The sequence below is a fragment of the Paracoccus alkenifer genome (genome assembly GCF_900108405.1).
GTDB classification, from domain to species: Bacteria; Pseudomonadota; Alphaproteobacteria; order Rhodobacterales; family Rhodobacteraceae; genus Paracoccus; species Paracoccus alkenifer.
This window is the reverse complement of record NZ_FNXG01000002.1, coordinates 638,863-657,410: the sequence shown is the minus strand read 5'-3', so window position 1 is coordinate 657,410 and position 18,548 is coordinate 638,863. Positions and strand designations below refer to the sequence as shown.

The following is an 18,548-nucleotide window of genomic DNA, read 5'->3' as shown; positions in this document are numbered from 1 at the left end:
TTCCTTGGTGGCACAGTCCAAGTCATGTGCAGCCAGACAAACCCGAATCGATCCGCCGGACCCGCGCCCGCCCCGCAAGGCGCGGGCGGGCCGCGGCCGGTCATCGTGCATTATCATATCTACAAGAACGCAGGCACCTCGTTCGACCATGTGTTGCGCCATAACTATGGGGCGCGGCATGAATGTTTCGACGGGCCTTTTCCGTTCTTTTCCATAGACCAGGAACAGCTGGACCGGATCATCATGCGCCGCCCGGATACGGTGGCGTTTTCCTCGCATCAGGTGGCGTTGCCGCAGCCGTCGTCGCTGGATTACCGGGTGCTGGCGGCGGTGTTCCTGCGCAACCCGTTCCTGCGGATCGCCTCGATCTACCGCTTCAAGCGCGGGCCGGAACGCGCCGACGGCACGGCGCTGGCGACGCTGCCGCCGGACGAACTGCGGGCCGAGCTTGCAGCGCAGGGGCTGGCTGATCCGCCGCCCTTCGATGCGACCTCGACCGGCATCGCGGCCCAGCAGCATGATTTCGCCGGCTGGATCGAACATTGCCTGAGCGTTCCTGCGGAAACCGTGCATGTCTCGAACGCGCAGACAAGGTTTCTGGCCGCGCCATTTCGTTGCCGGCCGCTGCTGCGGCGCGGGGCCGCCGGGATTGAATATGACCTCGGCACCGCGACGCGGGTGCTGGCCGGGATCGAACTGCTGGGCCGGGCCGAGATGTTCGAGCCCGACGTGACCCGCTTTGGCCGGATTCTGGCCGAACACGGGCTGACACTGACCCTGCCCGACGACACCCGCCACAACGTCACCCGGCAGGACGCCGCCCCCGTCGCAGCACAGGTCGAGGCAGTCCTCGCCCCGCTGCCGTTCGCCCTGCGCAACCGGCTGATCCGCGCGAACACACAGGATCTTGCGCTTTACGACCGCGCCTCGGCGCTGATTTCCAGGGACCACAGGCCATGAAAAAGATCATCTGCACCATCGGCACCCGCCCCGAGGCGATCAAGATGGCGCCGCTCATCCGCGCGCTACAGGCGGACCCCGGTTTCGACTGCCGGGTGCTGGCGACGGCGCAGCACCGCCAGATGCTGGACCAGGTGCTCGACATCTTCGGGATCGTCCCCGACATCGACCTGGACATCATGCAGCCCGGCCAGACGCTCAGCGGGCTGACCGGCCGGCTGCTGATCCGGCTGGAAGAGGTGCTGGCCCGCGAAAAACCCGACGCGGTAATCGCGCAGGGCGACACCACCACGGTGCTGGCGACTGCACTGGCCGCGTTCCACGAACGCATCCCCTTTGGCCACGTCGAGGCGGGGCTGCGCACCGGCGATCTTGACAGCCCCTTCCCCGAGGAAATGAACCGCGTCGTCGCCAGCCAGCTGACCCGCTGGCATTTCGCGCCCACCGGGCTGGCGGCCAACCGGCTGCTGGCCGAAGGGCATGACGGCGCGCGCGTCCATGTTACCGGCAATACCGTCATCGACGCGCTGCATCATGTCGCGGCAACTGCCCCCGACCCCGGGCTGGGGCTGGACCCGGCGCGGCGGATGCTGCTGGTTACCCTGCACCGGCGCGAGAATTTCGGCGCGCCCCTGCTGCGCATCTGCGACGCGCTGGCCGCGCTGATGCGCGACAACCCCGACGTGCAGATGGTGCTGCCGGTCCACCACAACCCAAACGTGCGCGAGGTGATCCGCGCCCGCTTCGATGGGGCCGAGCGGGTGATCCTGTGCGAGCCGCTGGACTACGCCGCCTTTGTCGGCGCCATGCAGCGCGCGACGCTGATCCTGTCGGACTCGGGCGGCGTCCAGGAAGAGGCGCCGGCACTCGGCAAGCCGGTCCTGGTGCTGCGCGACACCACCGAGCGCCCCGAGGCGGTGATGGAGGGCGTCACCCGTCTGGTCGGCACCGCCACCGAAACCATTCGCGCCGCTGCGCAGGAACTGCTTGACGACCCATCGGCCTATGCCGCGATGGCGCGCCACCACTCTCCTTACGGCGACGGGGCGGCGGCCGGGCGCATCCTCGCGGTGCTGCGCCGCGACCTGCTGGGGGTAGCGATTCCGGTGTCGGACCGGGTGCAGATGGCGGCGTGATGCCGTCCGCGATCAGGCGTCTGGCCTGCGACCGCGGCAGGCCCCCGCGGGGCACGGGACGGCACGGCGCGCCGGCTTGTGATCACAGGCTGCGCGCGTGTGATCACAGAGTCGGGCAAAACGGCGAAACCCCGCTGAACAGGCCCCGTCATGCTTGCTTTACCCGCAGCTTATGCCAGAGAAATGGCCGAGTTTCCTTGCGAGGTTCCCATGAACATCCACGAATACCAGGCCAAGGCGCTGCTGAAGCAATACGGCGCCCCGGTGTCCGAGGGCCGCGCGGTCCTTTCCGTCGACGAAGCTGCCGCCAAGGCCCGTGAATTGCCCGGCCCGCTGTGGGTCGTCAAGTCGCAGATCCACGCCGGCGGCCGCGGCAAGGGCCGCTTTACCGAGTCAGAGGCCGGCGACAAGGGCGGCGTGCGCCTGGCCAAATCCGTGGACGAGGTGGTCGAGAACGTCCGCCAGATGCTGGGCAACACGCTGGTCACCCACCAGACCGGCCCCGCCGGCAAGCAGGTGAACCGGATCTATCTGGAGGACGGCTCGGACATCGAGCGCGAGCTGTATCTGGCGCTGCTGGTCGACCGCTCGACCTCGCGCATCAGCTTTGTCGCCTCGACCGAGGGCGGCATGGACATCGAGGAAGTCGCGGCCGCGACCCCCGAAAAGATCGTTTCGTTCAGCGTCGACCCGGCCTCGGGCCTGTCGGATTTCCACGGCCGCCGCGTCGCCTTTGCGCTGGGGCTGTCGGGCGATCAGGTCAAGCAATGCGGCGCGCTGGTCAAGCTGCTCTACAAGGCCTTTGTCGAACGCGACATGGAGATGCTCGAGATCAACCCGCTGATCGTGACCGAGCAGGGTCAGCTCAAGGTGCTGGACGCCAAGGTCGGCTTTGACAACAACGCACTGTATCGCCAGAAAGAAATCCTGGCGCTGCGCGACGAGACCGAGGAAGACCCCAAGGAACTCGAAGCCTCGAAATATGACCTCAACTACATCGCGCTGGACGGCGAGATCGGCTGCATGGTGAACGGGGCCGGGCTGGCGATGGCCACCATGGACATCATCAAGCTGTATGGCGCGGAACCGGCGAACTTTCTGGACGTCGGCGGCGGCGCCAGCAAGGAAAAAGTGACCGAGGCGTTCAAGATCATCACCTCGGACCCCAACGTCAAAGGCATCCTGGTCAATATCTTCGGCGGCATCATGCGCTGCGACATCATCGCCGAGGGCATCATCGCCGCGGTGAAAGAGGTCGGACTACAGGTTCCGCTGGTGGTGCGGCTCGAAGGCACGAACGTCGAGCTGGGCAAGAAGATCATCGCCGAATCCGGCCTGAACGTGATCGCCGCCGACGACCTCAAGGACGGCGCGCAAAAGATCGTCAAGGCGGTCAAGGGGTAAGCGGCCAAGGCATGTCTGTCGAGAGGACATGCCAACGCCTCCACGAGACCAGGCGTCTCGATGATTTCTATCATGATGCGACCAAGCCTGATTATCACAATGGCATCTGCAAGACCTGCCAGGGCGACGTCGGCAAAGAGAACAGAGGAAACGCTTAATGGCCGTTCTCGTTGACAAGAATACCAAAGTCATCTGCCAGGGGATCACCGGGTCTCAGGGCACCTTCCACACCGAGCAGGCGATCGCCTATGGCACGCAGATGGTCGGCGGCGTGACGCCGGGCAAGGGCGGCACCACGCATCTGGACCTGCCGGTCTTCAACTCGGTCCACGAGGCGGCCGAGCGCACCGGCGCCAACGCCAGCGTGATCTATGTGCCGCCGCCCTTTGCGGCCGATTCCATCCTGGAGGCGATCGACGCCGAAATCCCGCTGATCGTCTGCATCACCGAAGGCATCCCGGTGCTGGACATGATGCGGGTCAAGCGCGCGCTGGAGGGTTCGTCCAGCCGCCTGATCGGGCCGAACTGCCCCGGCATCATGACCCCCGACGAATGCAAGATCGGCATCATGCCCGGCTCGATCTTCCGCCGCGGCTCGGTCGGCGTGGTCTCGCGTTCCGGCACCCTGACCTATGAGGCGGTCAAGCAGACCTCGGATGTGGGGCTGGGCCAGTCCTCGGCCGTCGGCATCGGCGGCGACCCGATCAAGGGGATGGAGCATATCGACGTGCTCGAGATGTTCCTGGCCGACCCGGAAACCGAATCGATCATCATGATCGGCGAAATCGGCGGCTCGGCCGAGGAAGAGGCCGCGCAGTTCCTGGCCGACGAGAAAAAGCGCGGCCGCTGGAAGCCCACCGCCGGCTTCATCGCCGGGCGCACCGCCCCCCCCGGCCGCCGCATGGGCCATGCCGGCGCCATCGTCTCGGGCGGCAAGGGCGACGCGGAATCCAAGATCGCCGCGATGAAAGAGGCCGGCATCATCGTCGCCGACAGCCCTGCCGGGCTGGGCGAGGCGGTGCTCAAGGCCATCGGGCGCTGAGCCTATTGGAGGATGGTCCGCCCCGGCATAGGCTGGGGCGGAGTGAGATCGGGGAAGCTGCGTGAAACCGTCCGTCCCATGTCTGCCGGCAGTGTCGCCCTCGAACCAGTGGCGCGAGGATGCTGCCGTGGCGTGGGATCGGCGCCCGGGAAATGGAGCGCCTGCCGTGCCCGGATATGCAGCCTTGACAGCACGCGGGGCTGGCGGCCGATGACCGTTTGTCCATCCTGCCTGGCGCCCCTGTTTCCCTTGCGGTCGGTCGGCCGGACAGAGTTCTGGCGGCGAGCATTGCCGCTTGCCGCTGCGCTGGTCGTGCTGATCTGGGCGGTTCATCGGACCGGGTTCGAAATCCCGGCGCCGCTGCCGGACGGAGAGGTCGGCGTGATCTGGGCGCTCTGGGCGTTCTGGCTGCCGTTGCTGCCGTTGACGCTGGCCCGGCTGCATGACGCCGCCGTGCCGCGGTTGACGCGCGGCGCGCTTGCCGCGGCATTGCTGGCCCTGCCTGCGCTGCCCTGGCTGGCAATGCTGACAGCCGGGGGCCCCGACCTGCCGGCAACCCGGCAGTTGGCGGAAAACGCGGCCGGCCCGGCCGGGCTTCTGCCGCTGCTTCCTGCGATTGCCGTCGCGGGCGTGACCGAGCTGGTCGGCTCGGCCTTTGCTTTCATGTTCCTCATGCTGGTGGTTTCCGCGGTGGCACTGGTCGTGCAGCTGTGGATCCTTGTTCTTCTGCTGCGGCCTTCGGCGCCCCGGCACCCGACGTTACCCGATGATCTGGCCACAACTCCCTCGTATCTTGAGGTCAATCCATGAACGATCAATCTCCCAACGCCGCCTTTCACGACAGCTCGTTCCTTCAGGGGGCGAATGCCGCCTGGGTGGAACAGCTTTACGGCCAATGGGCCAACGATCCCGCCGCCGTCGATCAGGTCTGGGACGAATATTTCCGCAGCCTTGGGGACGAGCCGGCAGCGGTCACGCGCGAGGCGCAGGGGGCAAGCTGGGCGCGGCGCGACTGGCCGCCGGTGCCGGCCGACGACAACACCGCCGCGCTGACCGGCGAATGGCCCGCGCCCAAGGCCGAGGGCAAGGCCGCGCAGGACAAGATCGCCAGCAAGGCCGCCGACAAGGGCATTTCGCTGTCGGACGAGCAACTGCGCCGCGCGGTCATGGACAGCGTGCGCGCGATCATGCTGATCCGCGCCTATCGCATCCGCGGGCATCTGTTCGCCGATCTCGACCCGCTGGGGATGCGCGAGATGCCGCCCCTGGGCGAGCTGGACCCCGAGACCTACGGTTTTACCGCCAGCGATCTCGACCGGCCGATCTTTATCGACAATGTGCTGGGGCTACAGGTCGCGTCGATCCGCCAGATCACCGAGCTGATGAAGCGCACCTATTGCGGCACCTTTGCGTTGCAGTTCATGCATATTTCCGACCCCGAGCAATCCGCCTGGCTGAAGGAACGGATCGAGGGCTACGGCAAAGAAATCCAGTTCACCCAAGAGGGCCGGCGCGCCATTCTCAAAAAGCTGGTCGAGGCCGAGGGCTTCGAAAAATTCCTGCATGTCAAATACATGGGGACCAAGCGTTTCGGGCTTGACGGCGGCGAGGCGCTGATCCCCGCGATGGAACAGATCATCAAGCGCGGCGGCGCGCTGGGGGCCAAGGAAATCGCCATCGGCATGCCTCACCGCGGCCGGCTGTCGGTTCTGGCCAACGTGATGGGCAAGCCCTATCGCGCGATCTTCCACGAATTCCAGGGCGGCAGCTACAAGCCCGAGGACGTGGACGGCTCGGGCGACGTGAAATACCACCTCGGCGCCAGTTCCGACCGCGAATTCGACGGCAACGAGGTGCATCTGTCGCTGACCGCCAACCCCTCGCATCTTGAGGCGGTGAACCCGGTGGTGCTGGGCAAGGTCCGGGCCAAGCAGGACCAGCTGAACGACCAGACCGACCGCACCTCGGTGATCCCGGTGCTGCTGCACGGGGACGCGGCCTTTGCCGGCCAGGGCGTTGTGGCGGAATGTCTGCAACTGTCGGGCATCCGCGGGCATCGCACCGGCGGCACCATCCATATCATCGTGAACAACCAGATCGGCTTTACCACGGCGCCGCATTTCAGCCGCAGCTCGCCCTATCCGACCGACATCGCGCTGATGGTCGAGGCGCCGATCTTTCACGTCAACGGCGACGACCCCGAGGCCGTGGTCCATGCCGCCCGCGTCGCCACCGAATTCCGGCAGAAATTCCACAAGGACGTGGTGCTGGACATCTTCTGCTATCGCCGCTTCGGTCACAACGAGGGCGACGAGCCCATGTTCACCAACCCGGTGATGTACAAGGAAATCAAGTCCCACAAGACCACGCTGCAACTGTATACCGAACGGCTGGTCAAGGACGGGCTGATCCCCGAGGGCGAGATCGAGGATCTCAAGGCCGCGTTCCAGGCGCATCTGAACGAGGAATTCGAGGCTGGCAAGAACTTCAAGCCCAACAAGGCCGACTGGCTGGACGGCAAATGGGCCGGGCTGACCCCCGAGGGCGAGGATTACCACCCCGGCGAGACCTGCATCTCGGCCGAGACCATGGCCGAGATCGGCGCCGCGATGACCCGCGTTCCCGAAGGGTTCAACCTGCACCGCACCGTGTCGCGGCTGCTCGATGCCAAAAAGCAGATGTTCGAGACCGGACAGGGCTTTGACTGGGCCACCGGCGAGGCGCTGGCTTTCGGCAGCCTGCTGCTGGAAAACCACCCCGTGCGGCTGGCCGGGCAGGACAGCGCCCGCGGCACCTTCAGCCAGCGCCATTCGGCCTTTGTCGATCAGGCGACCGAGGACCGCCACTATCCGCTGAACCACATCCGCGACGGTCAGGCCCGCTACGAGGTTATCGACTCGATGCTGTCGGAATACGCGGTGCTGGGTTTCGAATACGGCTATTCCATGGCCGAACCGAACGCCTTGACCATGTGGGAGGCCCAGTTCGGCGATTTCGCCAACGGCGCGCAGATCATGTTCGACCAGTTCATTTCCTCGGGGGAAAAGAAATGGCTGCGCATGTCGGGGCTGGTGGTGCTGATGCCGCACGGGTTCGAGGGCCAGGGGCCGGAACACTCGTCCGCCCGGCTGGAACGCTGGTTGCAGATGTGCGCCGAGGACAACTGGATCGTGGCCAACCTGACGACTCCGGCCAACTATTTCCACATCCTGCGCCGCCAGATCCACCGGCCGTTCCGCAAGCCGCTGATGCTGATGACGCCGAAATCGCTGCTGCGTCACCCGCAGGCGGTGTCGAGCGCGGCCGAGTTCCAGACCGGCTCGACCTTTCACCGGGTGCTGCATGACGACGCGCAGCGCGGCACCGTCGATTTCCAGCTGGCGCCCGACGAACGCATCCGCCGCGTGGTGATCTGCTCGGGCAAGGTCTATTATGACCTGCTGGCCGCGCGGAACGAGGCCGGGGCCGACGACGTGTATCTGCTGCGGCTGGAACAGTTCTATCCCTTCCCGGCGCAGACGCTGACCAAGGAACTGGAACGTTTCCGCCACGCCGAGATCGTCTGGTGCCAGGAAGAGCCCAAGAACCAGGGCGGCTGGAGCTTTGTCGAGCCGAATCTGGAATGGGTGCTGAACCGCGTCGGCGCCGACCACCCCCGCGCGCGCTATGTCGGGCGGGTGGCGCAGGCCTCGGTCGCGACCGGGCTGGCCAGCCGCCACAAGCTGGAACAGGATACGCTGGTCGCCGAGGCGATCACGATCGGAGGATAGCATGGCCACCGAAGTCCGCGTCCCCACCCTGGGGGAAAGCGTCTCGGAAGCGACCGTCGCGACCTGGTTCAAGAAACCGGGCGACGCGGTGGCGGTGGACGAGATGCTGTGCGAGCTGGAAACCGACAAGGTGACGGTCGAGGTGCCCAGCCCCGTCGCCGGCATCCTGGCCGAAATCGTCGCGCCCGAGGGCGGGACGGTCGGCCCGGACGCGCTGCTGGCGCAGATCGACGAGACGGGGGCGGCCGCCGCCCCGCGCGATGCAACCACCGGCGCGGCACAGCCCGCCACAGACGAGACCGCAGACAGGGGTATGCCGAAAATGGCCGGAAAAACCGTTGACGTGATGGTGCCCACCTTGGGCGAAAGCGTGACCGAAGCCACGGTCGCCACCTGGTTCAAGAAAGTTGGCGACGCCGTCGCGCAGGACGAGATGCTGTGCGAGCTGGAAACCGACAAGGTCTCGGTCGAGGTGCCCAGCCCCGTGGCCGGCGTGCTGGCCGAGATCCTCGCCGAGGAAGGCGCCACCGTCGACGCCAAGGCGCGGCTGGCGATCATCACCGAGGGCGCCGCTGGCGGCTCGACCGGCGGCGCCGGCCCGGGCGACGCCCCGGTCAGCGACCCCGACAAGCGGCTTGAACAGGCCGACATGGTGAATTCGCCCGGCGCCGGCCCCGAACAGCTGACGCCCCGCAGTGACATCGAGGATGCGCCCTCGGCGAAACGGGCCATGGCCGAATCCGGGGTCAGCCGCGATCAGCTGCAAGGCTCGGGCCGCGACGGCAGGGTGATGAAAGAGGACGTGGCCCGCGGCGCCGCGGCCCCTACCCCCGCCGCAACCCCCGCCCCGGCCCCGCGCGCCCCCTCTTCGGCCGAGGATTCGCATCGCGAGGAACGGGTTCGCATGACCCGCCTGCGCGCCACCATCGCCCGCCGGCTCAAGGACGCGCAGAACACCGCCGCGATCCTGACCACCTATAACGAGGTGGACATGTCCGGCATCATGGAGCTGCGCAGCGCCTACAAGGACCAGTTCGAGAAAAAGCACCGCGTCAAGCTGGGCTTCATGTCCTTCTTCGTGAAGGCGTGCTGCCACGCGCTGAAGGAAGTCCCCGAGGTCAATGCCGAAATCGACGGCGGCGACATCGTGTACAAGAACTTCGTGCATATGGGCGTGGCGGTGGGCACCCCGAACGGGCTGGTGGTGCCGGTGGTCCGTGACGCCGACCAGCTTTCCTTTGCCGACATCGAAAAGCAGATCGCCGAGCTGGGGCTGCGCGCGCGCGACGGCAAGCTGACCATGGCCGACATGCAGGGCGGCAGCTTCACCATCTCGAACGGCGGGGTCTATGGCTCGCTGATGTCCTCGCCGATCCTGAACCCGCCGCAATCGGGGATCCTGGGGATGCACAAGATCCAGGACCGCCCGGTGGTGGTCGGCGGCCAGATCGTGATCCGCCCGATGATGTATCTGGCGCTGAGCTACGATCACCGCATCGTCGACGGCAAGGGCGCGGTCACCTTCCTCGTGCGCGTGAAAGAGGCGCTGGAGGATCCGCGCCGGCTGCTGATGGACCTGTGAAAAAATGGTTCGCTATAATCGTTCCCTGGTGGATTCTGGCGCAAAGTCCACATCGGTGGATCTGGTTCGCGGGTGTATTTACACCCGCGACGACCTTAAGGCAGCTTATGGGATCATCGACGCCACAATCAACAATGGCGTCTTCCGCCCACGTGGGAAAAGTTCGATTTGGTTGTTCGTCACTGAAGTCAAGCAAGCGGATAGGACCGCGTATCGGGACCGTCTGGTGGGGAATACACTTGGTTGGCAGGGCCAAACCAGTGGCAGAACAGATGCGCTTATAAAAGATCATCAGACGAACGGAGACGAAATTGTCGTGTTCTACCGGAAGCATAAGTCTGAACACCCCGGATACGGGTTCCGCTATGAAGGTAATTTTACGTATGTAACCTCGACCGGATCATCTCCTACTAGCTTCATTCTTACACGGAACTAGTGCCACCTGAGTGGATCATCCCATGACCAACCAGCTGATCGCCCGCTACGACATCGCCGACTATCCGCAGTTCCGCAGCGAATTCGACGCGGATGCCGAGGACCGCGGCCATGCCTCGTTGTCGGTGCTGCAAATCTGGCGCGAGGGCGAGACCCGGGTCTGGGTGCTCTACGCCATCGCCGACGGCAAGCGCGCGCTCGACTATCTGCAAGGCGCCGGGGGCGAGGTCTTTGCCAGCCGCGCCGGGGTGCAGGCGGCCGCATACCACCCGGTGCAGACCGCATGAGCGCGCCCTCGGCCGAGCTGCTGGTCCTCGGGCTGGCCGCGATCCTGCAAGCGGTGCAGATCGGGCTGGCGGCATGGTCGATGAACCGCGACGGGCTGGCGGCATGGAACGCCGGCCCTCGCGACAGCGCGCCGGCATTCTCGCCCCTGACCGGCCGGCTGCGCCGCGCGGTGGACAACCACTTCGAGGCGCTGGTGTTTTTCACCATCGCCGTGGTGCTGGTGCAGCTCACCCGCTCGAACGGGGCGCTGACCGCCGCCTGCGCCTGGGCCTATCTGATCGCCCGCATCCTCTATGTCCCGGCCTATGCGCTTGGCTGGGTGCCGGGGCGCTCGGCAATCTTCGGCGCAGGCTTTCTTGCCACGATGGCCATGATCCTCGCGGCGATCCTGTGAACATCTTCTGTCTGGAAATATCCCGCGGGGGTCCGGGGGCGCGAAGCCCCCGGCTCACCCCAGAACAAAGGACCATGTGAATGTATGATCTGATCGTCATCGGCGCCGGCCCCGGGGGCTATGTCTGCGCCATCCGCGCGGCGCAGCTGGGGCTCAAGGTCGCCTGTGTCGAGGGGCGCGAGACCCTGGGCGGCACCTGCCTGAACGTGGGCTGCATCCCGTCCAAGGCGCTGCTGCACGCCAGCCACATGGCCCATGAGCTGCATGAAAACTTCGCCAGGCTGGGGCTGATGAACGCGACCGCCGACATCGACTGGGGCCGGATGCTGGGCTACAAGGACGAAACCGTCGGCACCAACACCAAGGGCATCGAGTTCCTGTTCAAGAAGAACAAGATCGACTGGCTCAAGGGCTGGGCCGAGATCGCCGCGCCGGGCAAGGTCAAGGTCGGCGACACGGTGCATGAGACGAAAAACATCGTCATCGCCTCGGGGTCGGTGCCCTCGGCGCTGAAAGGGGTGCAGGTCGACAACGACGCCGGCGTGGTGGTCGATTCCACCGGCGCGCTGGCACTGAAGACCATTCCCGAAACCATGGTGGTGATCGGCGCGGGCGTGATCGGGCTGGAACTCGGCTCGGTCTACAGCCGGCTGGGCGCGCAGGTCACGGTGGTCGAATATCTGGACGCGATCACCCAAGGCATGGATGCCGAGGTGCAGAAAACCTTTCAGAGGATCCTGTCCAAGCAAGGGTTCAAGTTCGTCCTTGGCGCCGCGGTATCGGGGGTCGAGGCGACCGACAGCGGCGCAACCGTGATCTACACGCCGAAAAAGGGCGGCGAGGAACGGCGGATCGCAGCGGATGTGGTGCTGGTCGCCACCGGCCGGCGCCCCTATCACGACGGGCTGGGGCTGGACGCGCTGGGGGTGCAGCTGACCGACCGCGGCCAGATCGCGGTCGACGCGACATGGGCGACGAGCGTCCCCGGCATCTACGCCATCGGCGACGCGGTGCCCGGCCCGATGCTGGCCCACAAGGCCGAGGACGAAGGCATGGCCGTGGCCGCGGTGATCGCCGGCAGGCATGGGCATGTGAATTACGACGTGATCCCCAGCGTGATCTATACCACGCCTGAAATCGCCTCGGTCGGGCTGACCGAAGAGGCGGCGAAGGCCTCGGGGCGCAAGATCAGGACCGGCAAGTTCCCCCTGATGGGCAACGCCCGCGCCAAGGCCATGTTGCAGGCCGAGGGCTTCGTCAAGCTGATCGCCGATGCCGACACCGACCGTATCCTCGGCTGCCACATCATCGGTCCCGGCGCGGGCGAGATGATCCACGAGATCTGCGTGGCGATGGAGTTCGGGGCCTCGGCCGAGGATGTGGCGCTGACCTGCCACGCCCATCCCACCGTGTCCGAAGCCGTGCGCGAGGCCGCGCTGGCCTGCGGCGACGGCGCCATCCACGTCTGAGGCGCGACAACAGGCCGGGCCATTGGCCCGGCCGGCCTGCGGCCGTGGGTATTTTCACCAGAAAGAAATCTCGGCGATTTCTTGCCGAGCGGGGCGGTGGCGCCCTGTGGTTGTCGCTTTGCGACTGACGGGCCGGGGTGCTGCGCGCTATGCAAGGTGCAACCAGCTGCAAAAAATCCCCGAGGCAGTGATGACCCCCATGATTTCCCGCATCGGCGCGCTGGCGCTGGTTTCCGCCCTTGCCGCCTGTGGCGGCGGCAAGCCCGACCCGATGTATTTCGTCCAGCCGCGGGTATCGCAGGCCGCGCTGCATCCCAACGAGACGCCCGAGCTGCGGGCGCTGATCCAGAAATATTCCCGCGCCTACGGCGTTCCCGAGGATCTGGTGCACCGGGTGGTGATCCGCGAAAGCAGCCATCGTCCCGGCGCCCGCAACGGCCCTTATTACGGGCTGATGCAGATCCTGCCCGCGACCGCCCGCGGCATGGGCTATCGCGGAGAGCCGGCCGGGCTGCTGGATGCCGAGACCAACCTGAAATACGGCGTCAAATACCTGCGCGGCGCCTATATGGTCGCCGACGGCAACCACGACGCGGCGGTGAAATGGTATGCCCGCGGCTATTACTACGAGGCCAAGCGCAAGGGGCTGCTGGAAGCCACCGGGCTACGCTGAGCTTGTGCGGCCGGGGCGGCGGGCTTAGGTCAGGGGCATGACACAGAATCCGACCCTCACCTCCTGCACCGTCGCCACCGAACACGGCAGCCGCTATCTGCAACAGCTCTGCAAGCATTGGGCCCACAAATTCGAGGTCGAGTTCGACCCGACACAGGGCCGCATCGCCATGCCCGACGACCGCGTGATCACGCTGACCGCCGAGCCGCAGGCGCTGCGCATCGGGTTGAGCGCCCCGGCGGAGCTTGTCGCCTCGACGCAAAAGATCATCGACGCCCATATCCAGCGCTTTGCCTTTCGCGAGGAACTGAGCTTCGACTGGCAGGGCTGAGCCGGGCCCGTGCGAGCGGGTTTCTACAGGAACTGCTCGCGCATCATCCGTTCCTCCATCCCGTGGCCGTGGTCGAACAGCAGCCGGTGGGCGACGCGAGGCTCGCTGCGGATCTCGACCCACAGCACCCGGTCGACCTGCTTGGAATCGGCGTCCGCCATCACCGGGCGCTTGCCCGCGTCCAGCACGTCCAGCCGGATCACCGAATCATGGCGCAGGATCGCGCCGCGCCAGCGCCGCGGCCGGAACGAGGCGATCGGGGTCAGCGCCAGCACGTCCGAACCCATCGGCAGGATCGGCCCGCCGGCGGAATAGTTATAGGCGGTCGAGCCCGCGGGCGTCGCCACCATCAGCCCGTCGCAGATCAGCTCCTCCATCCGGACCCGCCCGTCCACGGTGATGCGGATGCTGGCGGCCTGCGGCCCGGTGCGCAACATGCTGACCTCGTTGATGGCCAGCGCGCGGTATTCGGCGCCATCTGCCGACCCCGCCACCATCGACAGCGGGTTGATCACCGTGTCCTCGGCCGCGGCGATACGTTCGTGCAGCCCGTCCTCGGCATAGTCGTTCATCAGAAAACCGACGGTGCCGCGGTTCATCCCGTAAACCGGCTTGCCCAGATTCTGGCGCAGCGTGGACAGCAGGAACCCGTCGCCCCCCAGCGCCACCACTACATCGGCGCGGGCCGCGGGCGCCTGTCCATAGCGCTGCATCAGCCGCCCAAGCGCGGACAGGGCGGTATCGGTTTCGCTGGCGCAGAAATGGATCGTCGTCATGGCGGGCATCCATGCACCAAGCGCGCCGCTTGGCAAGGGGCGGCTTGTTTTCCCTTGGCTTCCGGCTCTGGAAAGCGCCGGCCAAAGCCGCTAACAGGCTGTCGAACCCGGCCCGGAGGACATCATGACCGACAGCGCGTTTTTCACCGCCCCCCTTTCGCAGCGCGACCCCGACATCTTTGACGCCATCGGCAAGGAGCTGGGTCGCCAGCGCGACGAGATCGAGCTGATCGCGTCGGAAAACATCGTCAGCCGCGCGGTGCTGGAAGCACAGGGCTCGGTCCTGACCAACAAATACGCCGAGGGCTACCCGGGCAAGCGCTATTACGGCGGCTGCCAATATGTCGATATCGTCGAGGATCTGGCGATCGAGCGGGCCAAGCAGCTGTTCGGCTGCGGCTTTGCCAACGTGCAGCCCAACAGCGGCAGCCAGATGAACCAGGCGGTGTTTCTGGCGCTGCTGAAGCCGGGCGATACCTTCATGGGGCTGGACCTGAACTCGGGCGGGCACCTGACCCACGGCTCGCCGGTGAACATGTCGGGCAAGTGGTTCAACGTGGTCAGCTACGGCGTGCGCCAGCAGGACCAGCTGCTGGACATGGAGGAAATCCGCGCCAAGGCGCTGGAACACAAGCCCAAGCTGATCGTCGCCGGCGGCACCGCCTATTCCCGCGTCTGGGACTGGGCCGCGTTTCGCGCCATCGCCGACGAGGTGGGCGCATATCTGATGGTGGACATGGCCCATATCGCCGGGCTGGTCGCGGGCGGGCAGCATCCCTCGCCCCTGCCCCATGCGCATGTGGTGACCACGACCACGCATAAATCCCTGCGCGGCCCGCGCGGCGGCATGGTGCTGACCAACGACGCGGATATCGCGAAAAAGATCAACTCGGCGGTGTTCCCGGGTCTTCAGGGTGGGCCGCTGATGCATGTGATCGCCGCCAAGGCGGTGGCGCTGCGCGAGGCGCTGGACCCTTCGTTCAAGGACTACGCCGCGCAGGTGGTGACGAATGCCCGCGCGATGGCCGATGAGCTGATGAAGGGCGGCATCGACATCGTGTCGGGCGGCACCGACAACCACCTGTGTCTGGCCGACCTGCGCCCCAAGCGCGTGACCGGCAAGGCGACCGAGGCCGCGCTGGGTCGCGCCAACATCACCTGCAACAAGAACGGCGTGCCGTTCGACCCCGAAAAGCCGTTCGTGACCAGCGGCATCCGCCTGGGCAGCCCCGCCGGCACCACCCGCGGCTTCGGCGAGGCCGAGTTCCGCCAGATCGCCCGCTGGATCGTCGAGGTGGTCGACGGGCTGGCCGCCAACGGCGAGGACGGCAACGCCGAAATCGAGGCCCGCGTGGCGGCTGAGGTCAAGGCGCTGTGCGCCAAGTTCCCGCTTTACGCGGGGATGTAGGGGTATCACCGCCGGAGCGGGGCTCTGCCCCGGGCCACTGCCGTGGCCTTCCTCGCTGAAAACAGTCCGCCGGACTGTTTTCCGGGCGCTCGGAAGCCCCGGGATATTTTCACAAGGAAGAAACAGGCGCCCTTGCCGGGGCGCCTGTTTTTGTCAGGCCAGACCGCGACGCACCATGATCCACACTGCGATGGCGCCGACCAGCAGCAGCCCCATCATCACCGCCGCCGCCACGTTCAGCGCCCCCGCCTGCCAGCGCGCCGCGCCGCCCAGCCGGCGCAGATAGCGCAGCAGTTCGGCATGGGCGCGGGTGGCGGCGGTGCTGTCCATCTGTCGCGCGACCTTGGGGCTGGCGGCCTGTGCCTGCGCCCTGAGCAGCACCTGCGCCGCCCTCCGCTGCCGGCGGGGCAAGGCCCCTCCGCGGCGGCGAATCATGGTGGCCAGATCCGGCTGGCTGCCCCTCCGCGCACCGCCAAGCCGTTGCGCCATCAGCGCCGCCACCTCGTCGGCCATTGCCGGCACGTCCTGCGCCATGTTCCCTCCGCCTGCGATTCCCATGGGCAGGATATGCCCCTTGTGGCGGCTTCACCAGAACGGCTAGAGCATGGGCATGGAACTGTCGCTGACCATCACCGGCACCGCCGGCCCGCTGCCGCCCGTCCTGCTGGCCCATGGGTTGTTCGGGCAGGCCCGCAACCTGGGGGTGATCGCGCGTGCCCTGGCCGAGACGCGGCAGGTGATCGCCGTCGACATGCGCAACCACGGCGATTCGCCCTGGGACGCCCGCCATGATTACGAGGCGATGGCCGAGGATCTGGCGCAGGTGATTGCGGCACACGGCGGGCGCGCCGATGTGGTCGGGCATTCGATGGGCGGCAAGGCCGCGATGTGGCTGGCGCTGACCCGACCTGGCCGAGTGCGGCGGCTGGTGGCGCTGGACATCGCGCCGGTCGCCTATCCGCACAGCCAGATGGCCATCATCGACGCGCTCGACGCCACCGACCTGACCGGCATCACCACCCGTTCCGCCGCCGACCGGGCGCTGTCCGCGCAGCTGGATGACGCCGGGGTGCGGGCGTTCCTGCTGCAATCGCTGGACCTCAAGACCCAGCCGCCGCGGTGGAAGATGAATCTGTCGGCCCTGCGCGCGCAGATGGGGCAGCTGACCGGCTGGCCCGCGGGCGGCACGCCCTTTGCCGGGCCGGCGCTGTTTCTGCATGGCGGCGACAGCCCCTATGTCCAACCCGAGGGCAAGGCTGCGATCACTACGCTGTTCCCGCAGGCGCAGATCGACTGCATCCCCGGCACCGGCCATTGGCTGCACGCCGAAAAGCCGGCCGAGGTGGCCGGCCGGGTCGCCGCGTTCGTCAACGGTTAACGGCTAGCGGGCGTCATTCGGGGCTGTCCAGCGGGTCCATGTCCTGGATCCGCCGCGCCGCGATCCAGCTGACCGGCAGCGAGATCAGCGCCCCCAGCGCCGCCGACAGCGCGATGGGTTGCCAGTGGTAATACCCCATCACCAGCGCAACGATGACGCCGATACCGGCCAGCGTGGCCATCGAGATCGACAAAAGCAGCAGGAACAGACGCGGCATTACGCGGCCCTTTCAGAAAAATCGCCCCTGATTCTGGCCGGTCGCGGCCACAGGCGCCTTGATCCAGATCAGTAAGCCGCCCCGGTCAGACCGCACAATTGGCGCAGAACGGGGTGTCGGGCAGCAGCTCCAGCCGCTTTTTCGGGATCGGGTTGCCGCATTTGACGCAATCGCCGTATTCCCCCGCCTCGATCCGGGCCAGCGCCGCGTCGATCCGGCGCAGTTCGGCCTGATCGGACAGGCCAAGCGCGGACAGCACCTCATCCCCCTGCCGCTCGGTCGCGGCGTCGTCCCAGTCCTGCGGCATGGGGTCATCAAGCTGATCCTCGATCGACAAGAGCGAGGCCAGCAGCTCTTTGCGGCGAGCGTTCAGGATCTTGCGGGCGGTCTCGGGGGTCATGGGATCTCTCCGGTGGTTCAAGAGAGAGTGGGGCCGCACAAGGGCTTGCGTCAAGAGGCCCGCAAGGGGCCGAAGGTCGCGGGCAGGTGTGGGCGGCTGTCGAAATCTGCGCGGCAAGTTCCGGCAGTGAAGGTTTCTTAACCAGTTGCGGCGCAGGATGCGGGAATGTCGCGCTACATCAGACCGCGCCGCAACGGCGCCACGATCTTCTTTACGGTTGCGCTGGCGGTGCGCGGGTCGCAGCTGCTGGTCACCGAGGTCGAGCGCCTGCGCCAGTCCGTCCGCGACACCCGCGCGGAACGGCCGTTTGCGATCGAGGCATGGGTGGTGTTGCCGGACCATCTGCATTGCATCTGGCAAATGCCCGAGGGTGACGCGGATTACGCGACGCGATGGCGTCTGATCAAGGCGCGGTTTTCGCGGGGTGTGGAGCCCGGCCCCCGGCGCGCCAGCCATGTGGCGCGGGGCGAGCGCGCGGTGTGGCAGCGGCGGTTCTGGGACCACCACATCCGGGATGAAGAGGATTTCGCGGCGCATCTGCGCTATTGCTGGTTCAACCCGGTGAAGCACGGGCTGGTGGCGCGGGCGCTGGATTGGCCGTATTCCTCGGTTCACCGCGAAATCGGCGGGCCGCGATGGGAATGGGCGACGGACAACCCGTAGGGTGCGTGGTTTCCACGCACCGTTGCGCGGCGGGATGGTGCGTGCGGAGCACACACCCTACGCTTGCTGGATTCGCCGTATCCCTCGGTTTGCCGAGAGACAGGCGGGCCGCGATGGGAATGGGCAAAGGGCCATCCGTAGGGTGCGTGGTTTCCACGCACCGTTATGCGGCGGGATGGTGCGTGCGGAGCACGCACCCTACCCTCGCTGGATTCGCTGTAT

The 18,548-nt window shown here is 66.6% G+C and carries 19 protein-coding genes; 15 read left to right on the top strand and 4 right to left on the bottom strand.

Annotated elements, in window-relative coordinates:
- Nucleotides 1–105: 105 nt before the first annotated feature.
- The 12 genes from BLW83_RS07345 (at nt 106) to BLW83_RS07290 (ending at nt 13,484) form a co-directional block, all read left to right on the top strand.
- Nucleotides 106–960, top strand: a complete 855-nt coding sequence (locus BLW83_RS07345; RefSeq protein ID WP_177172510.1) for a sulfotransferase family 2 domain-containing protein — start codon at nt 106–108, stop codon at nt 958–960.
- Nucleotides 957–2,096, top strand: coding sequence for a non-hydrolyzing UDP-N-acetylglucosamine 2-epimerase (wecB, locus tag BLW83_RS07340; RefSeq protein ID WP_090847067.1), 1,140 nt, complete (start codon nt 957–959; stop codon nt 2,094–2,096). Before BLW83_RS07345 ends, wecB begins: the two co-directional genes overlap by 4 nt.
- Nucleotides 2,097–2,306: 210 nt before the next feature.
- Nucleotides 2,307–3,500, top strand: coding sequence for an ADP-forming succinate--CoA ligase subunit beta (sucC, locus tag BLW83_RS07335; protein WP_090847065.1), 1,194 nt, complete (start codon nt 2,307–2,309; stop codon nt 3,498–3,500).
- A 157-nt stretch (nt 3,501–3,657) separates the two neighbouring features.
- Nucleotides 3,658–4,542 carry a succinate--CoA ligase subunit alpha gene (gene sucD, locus BLW83_RS07330; RefSeq protein ID WP_090847063.1) on the top strand — a complete coding sequence of 295 codons (885 nt, stop codon included), beginning with the start codon at nt 3,658–3,660 and terminating at the stop codon, nt 4,540–4,542.
- Nucleotides 4,543–4,830: 288 nt separating this feature from the next.
- Nucleotides 4,831–5,352: a hypothetical protein gene (locus BLW83_RS07325; protein ID WP_090847061.1), complete on the top strand. Its 522-nt coding sequence runs from the start codon at nt 4,831–4,833 to the stop codon at nt 5,350–5,352.
- The gene (locus BLW83_RS07320; RefSeq protein ID WP_090847059.1) at nt 5,349–8,312 is read left to right on the top strand and encodes a 2-oxoglutarate dehydrogenase E1 component; all 2,964 of its coding nucleotides are present in this window, start codon (nt 5,349–5,351) and stop codon (nt 8,310–8,312) included. The genes BLW83_RS07325 and BLW83_RS07320 overlap by 4 nt, the downstream gene beginning before the upstream one ends.
- A gap of 1 nt (nt 8,313) precedes the next feature.
- Nucleotides 8,314–9,894 (top strand): 2-oxoglutarate dehydrogenase complex dihydrolipoyllysine-residue succinyltransferase, encoded by a 1,581-nt coding sequence (gene odhB / locus BLW83_RS07315; RefSeq protein WP_090847057.1) that lies wholly within the window; start codon nt 8,314–8,316, stop codon nt 9,892–9,894.
- A 458-nt stretch (nt 9,895–10,352) separates the two neighbouring features.
- The gene (locus tag BLW83_RS07310; protein WP_090847055.1) at nt 10,353–10,616 is read left to right on the top strand and encodes a hypothetical protein; all 264 of its coding nucleotides are present in this window, start codon (nt 10,353–10,355) and stop codon (nt 10,614–10,616) included.
- Nucleotides 10,613–11,011: an MAPEG family protein gene (locus BLW83_RS07305; RefSeq protein WP_090847053.1), complete on the top strand. Its 399-nt coding sequence runs from the start codon at nt 10,613–10,615 to the stop codon at nt 11,009–11,011. The genes BLW83_RS07310 and BLW83_RS07305 overlap by 4 nt, the downstream gene beginning before the upstream one ends.
- 80 nt (nt 11,012–11,091) lie before the next feature.
- Nucleotides 11,092–12,480 (top strand): dihydrolipoyl dehydrogenase, encoded by a 1,389-nt coding sequence (lpdA, locus tag BLW83_RS07300; protein WP_245728669.1) that lies wholly within the window; start codon nt 11,092–11,094, stop codon nt 12,478–12,480.
- Nucleotides 12,481–12,679: 199 nt separating this feature from the next.
- Nucleotides 12,680–13,153 (top strand): lytic transglycosylase domain-containing protein, encoded by a 474-nt coding sequence (locus BLW83_RS07295; protein ID WP_090847573.1) that lies wholly within the window; start codon nt 12,680–12,682, stop codon nt 13,151–13,153.
- A 37-nt stretch (nt 13,154–13,190) separates the two neighbouring features.
- Nucleotides 13,191–13,484, top strand: coding sequence for a DUF2218 domain-containing protein (locus tag BLW83_RS07290; protein WP_090847051.1), 294 nt, complete (start codon nt 13,191–13,193; stop codon nt 13,482–13,484).
- 23 nt (nt 13,485–13,507) lie between these two features.
- Here the strand turns inward: BLW83_RS07290 and BLW83_RS07285 are convergent, their stop codons facing one another.
- A complete protein-coding gene (locus BLW83_RS07285; RefSeq protein WP_090847049.1) occupies nt 13,508–14,269 on the bottom strand; it encodes an NAD kinase in 762 nt (253 codons plus the stop codon).
- A 115-nt stretch (nt 14,270–14,384) separates the two neighbouring features.
- Here BLW83_RS07285 and glyA point away from each other — a divergent pair, with 115 nt between their 5' ends.
- Nucleotides 14,385–15,668: a serine hydroxymethyltransferase gene (gene glyA / locus BLW83_RS07280; protein WP_090847047.1), complete on the top strand. Its 1,284-nt coding sequence runs from the start codon at nt 14,385–14,387 to the stop codon at nt 15,666–15,668.
- Between the two features lie 153 nt (nt 15,669–15,821).
- Here glyA and BLW83_RS07275 read toward each other — a convergent pair whose 3' ends face one another.
- Entirely contained in the window at nt 15,822–16,202 is a 381-nt protein-coding gene (locus BLW83_RS07275; RefSeq protein WP_245728668.1) for a hypothetical protein, read from the bottom strand.
- A 76-nt stretch (nt 16,203–16,278) separates the two neighbouring features.
- On the opposite strand from BLW83_RS07275, the gene BLW83_RS07270 reads away from it, so the two are divergent.
- On the top strand, nt 16,279–17,046 hold the full coding sequence (locus tag BLW83_RS07270; RefSeq protein WP_090847571.1) for an alpha/beta fold hydrolase: 768 nt from the start codon (nt 16,279–16,281) through the stop codon (nt 17,044–17,046).
- Nucleotides 17,047–17,059: 13 nt separating this feature from the next.
- On the opposite strand, the gene BLW83_RS07265 is transcribed toward BLW83_RS07270, so the two are convergent.
- Together BLW83_RS07265 and BLW83_RS07260 are read right to left on the bottom strand one after the other, a co-directional pair.
- Nucleotides 17,060–17,263, bottom strand: coding sequence for a hypothetical protein (locus BLW83_RS07265; protein WP_090847043.1), 204 nt, complete (start codon nt 17,261–17,263; stop codon nt 17,060–17,062).
- An 85-nt stretch (nt 17,264–17,348) separates the two neighbouring features.
- A complete protein-coding gene (locus BLW83_RS07260; protein WP_090847041.1) occupies nt 17,349–17,663 on the bottom strand; it encodes a TraR/DksA family transcriptional regulator in 315 nt (104 codons plus the stop codon).
- Between the two features lie 165 nt (nt 17,664–17,828).
- Between BLW83_RS07260 and BLW83_RS07255 the strand changes: the two genes are divergently transcribed.
- The gene (locus BLW83_RS07255) at nt 17,829–18,326 is read left to right on the top strand and encodes an REP-associated tyrosine transposase (RefSeq protein ID WP_090847039.1); all 498 of its coding nucleotides are present in this window, start codon (nt 17,829–17,831) and stop codon (nt 18,324–18,326) included.
- Nucleotides 18,327–18,548: the final 222 nt, after the last annotated feature.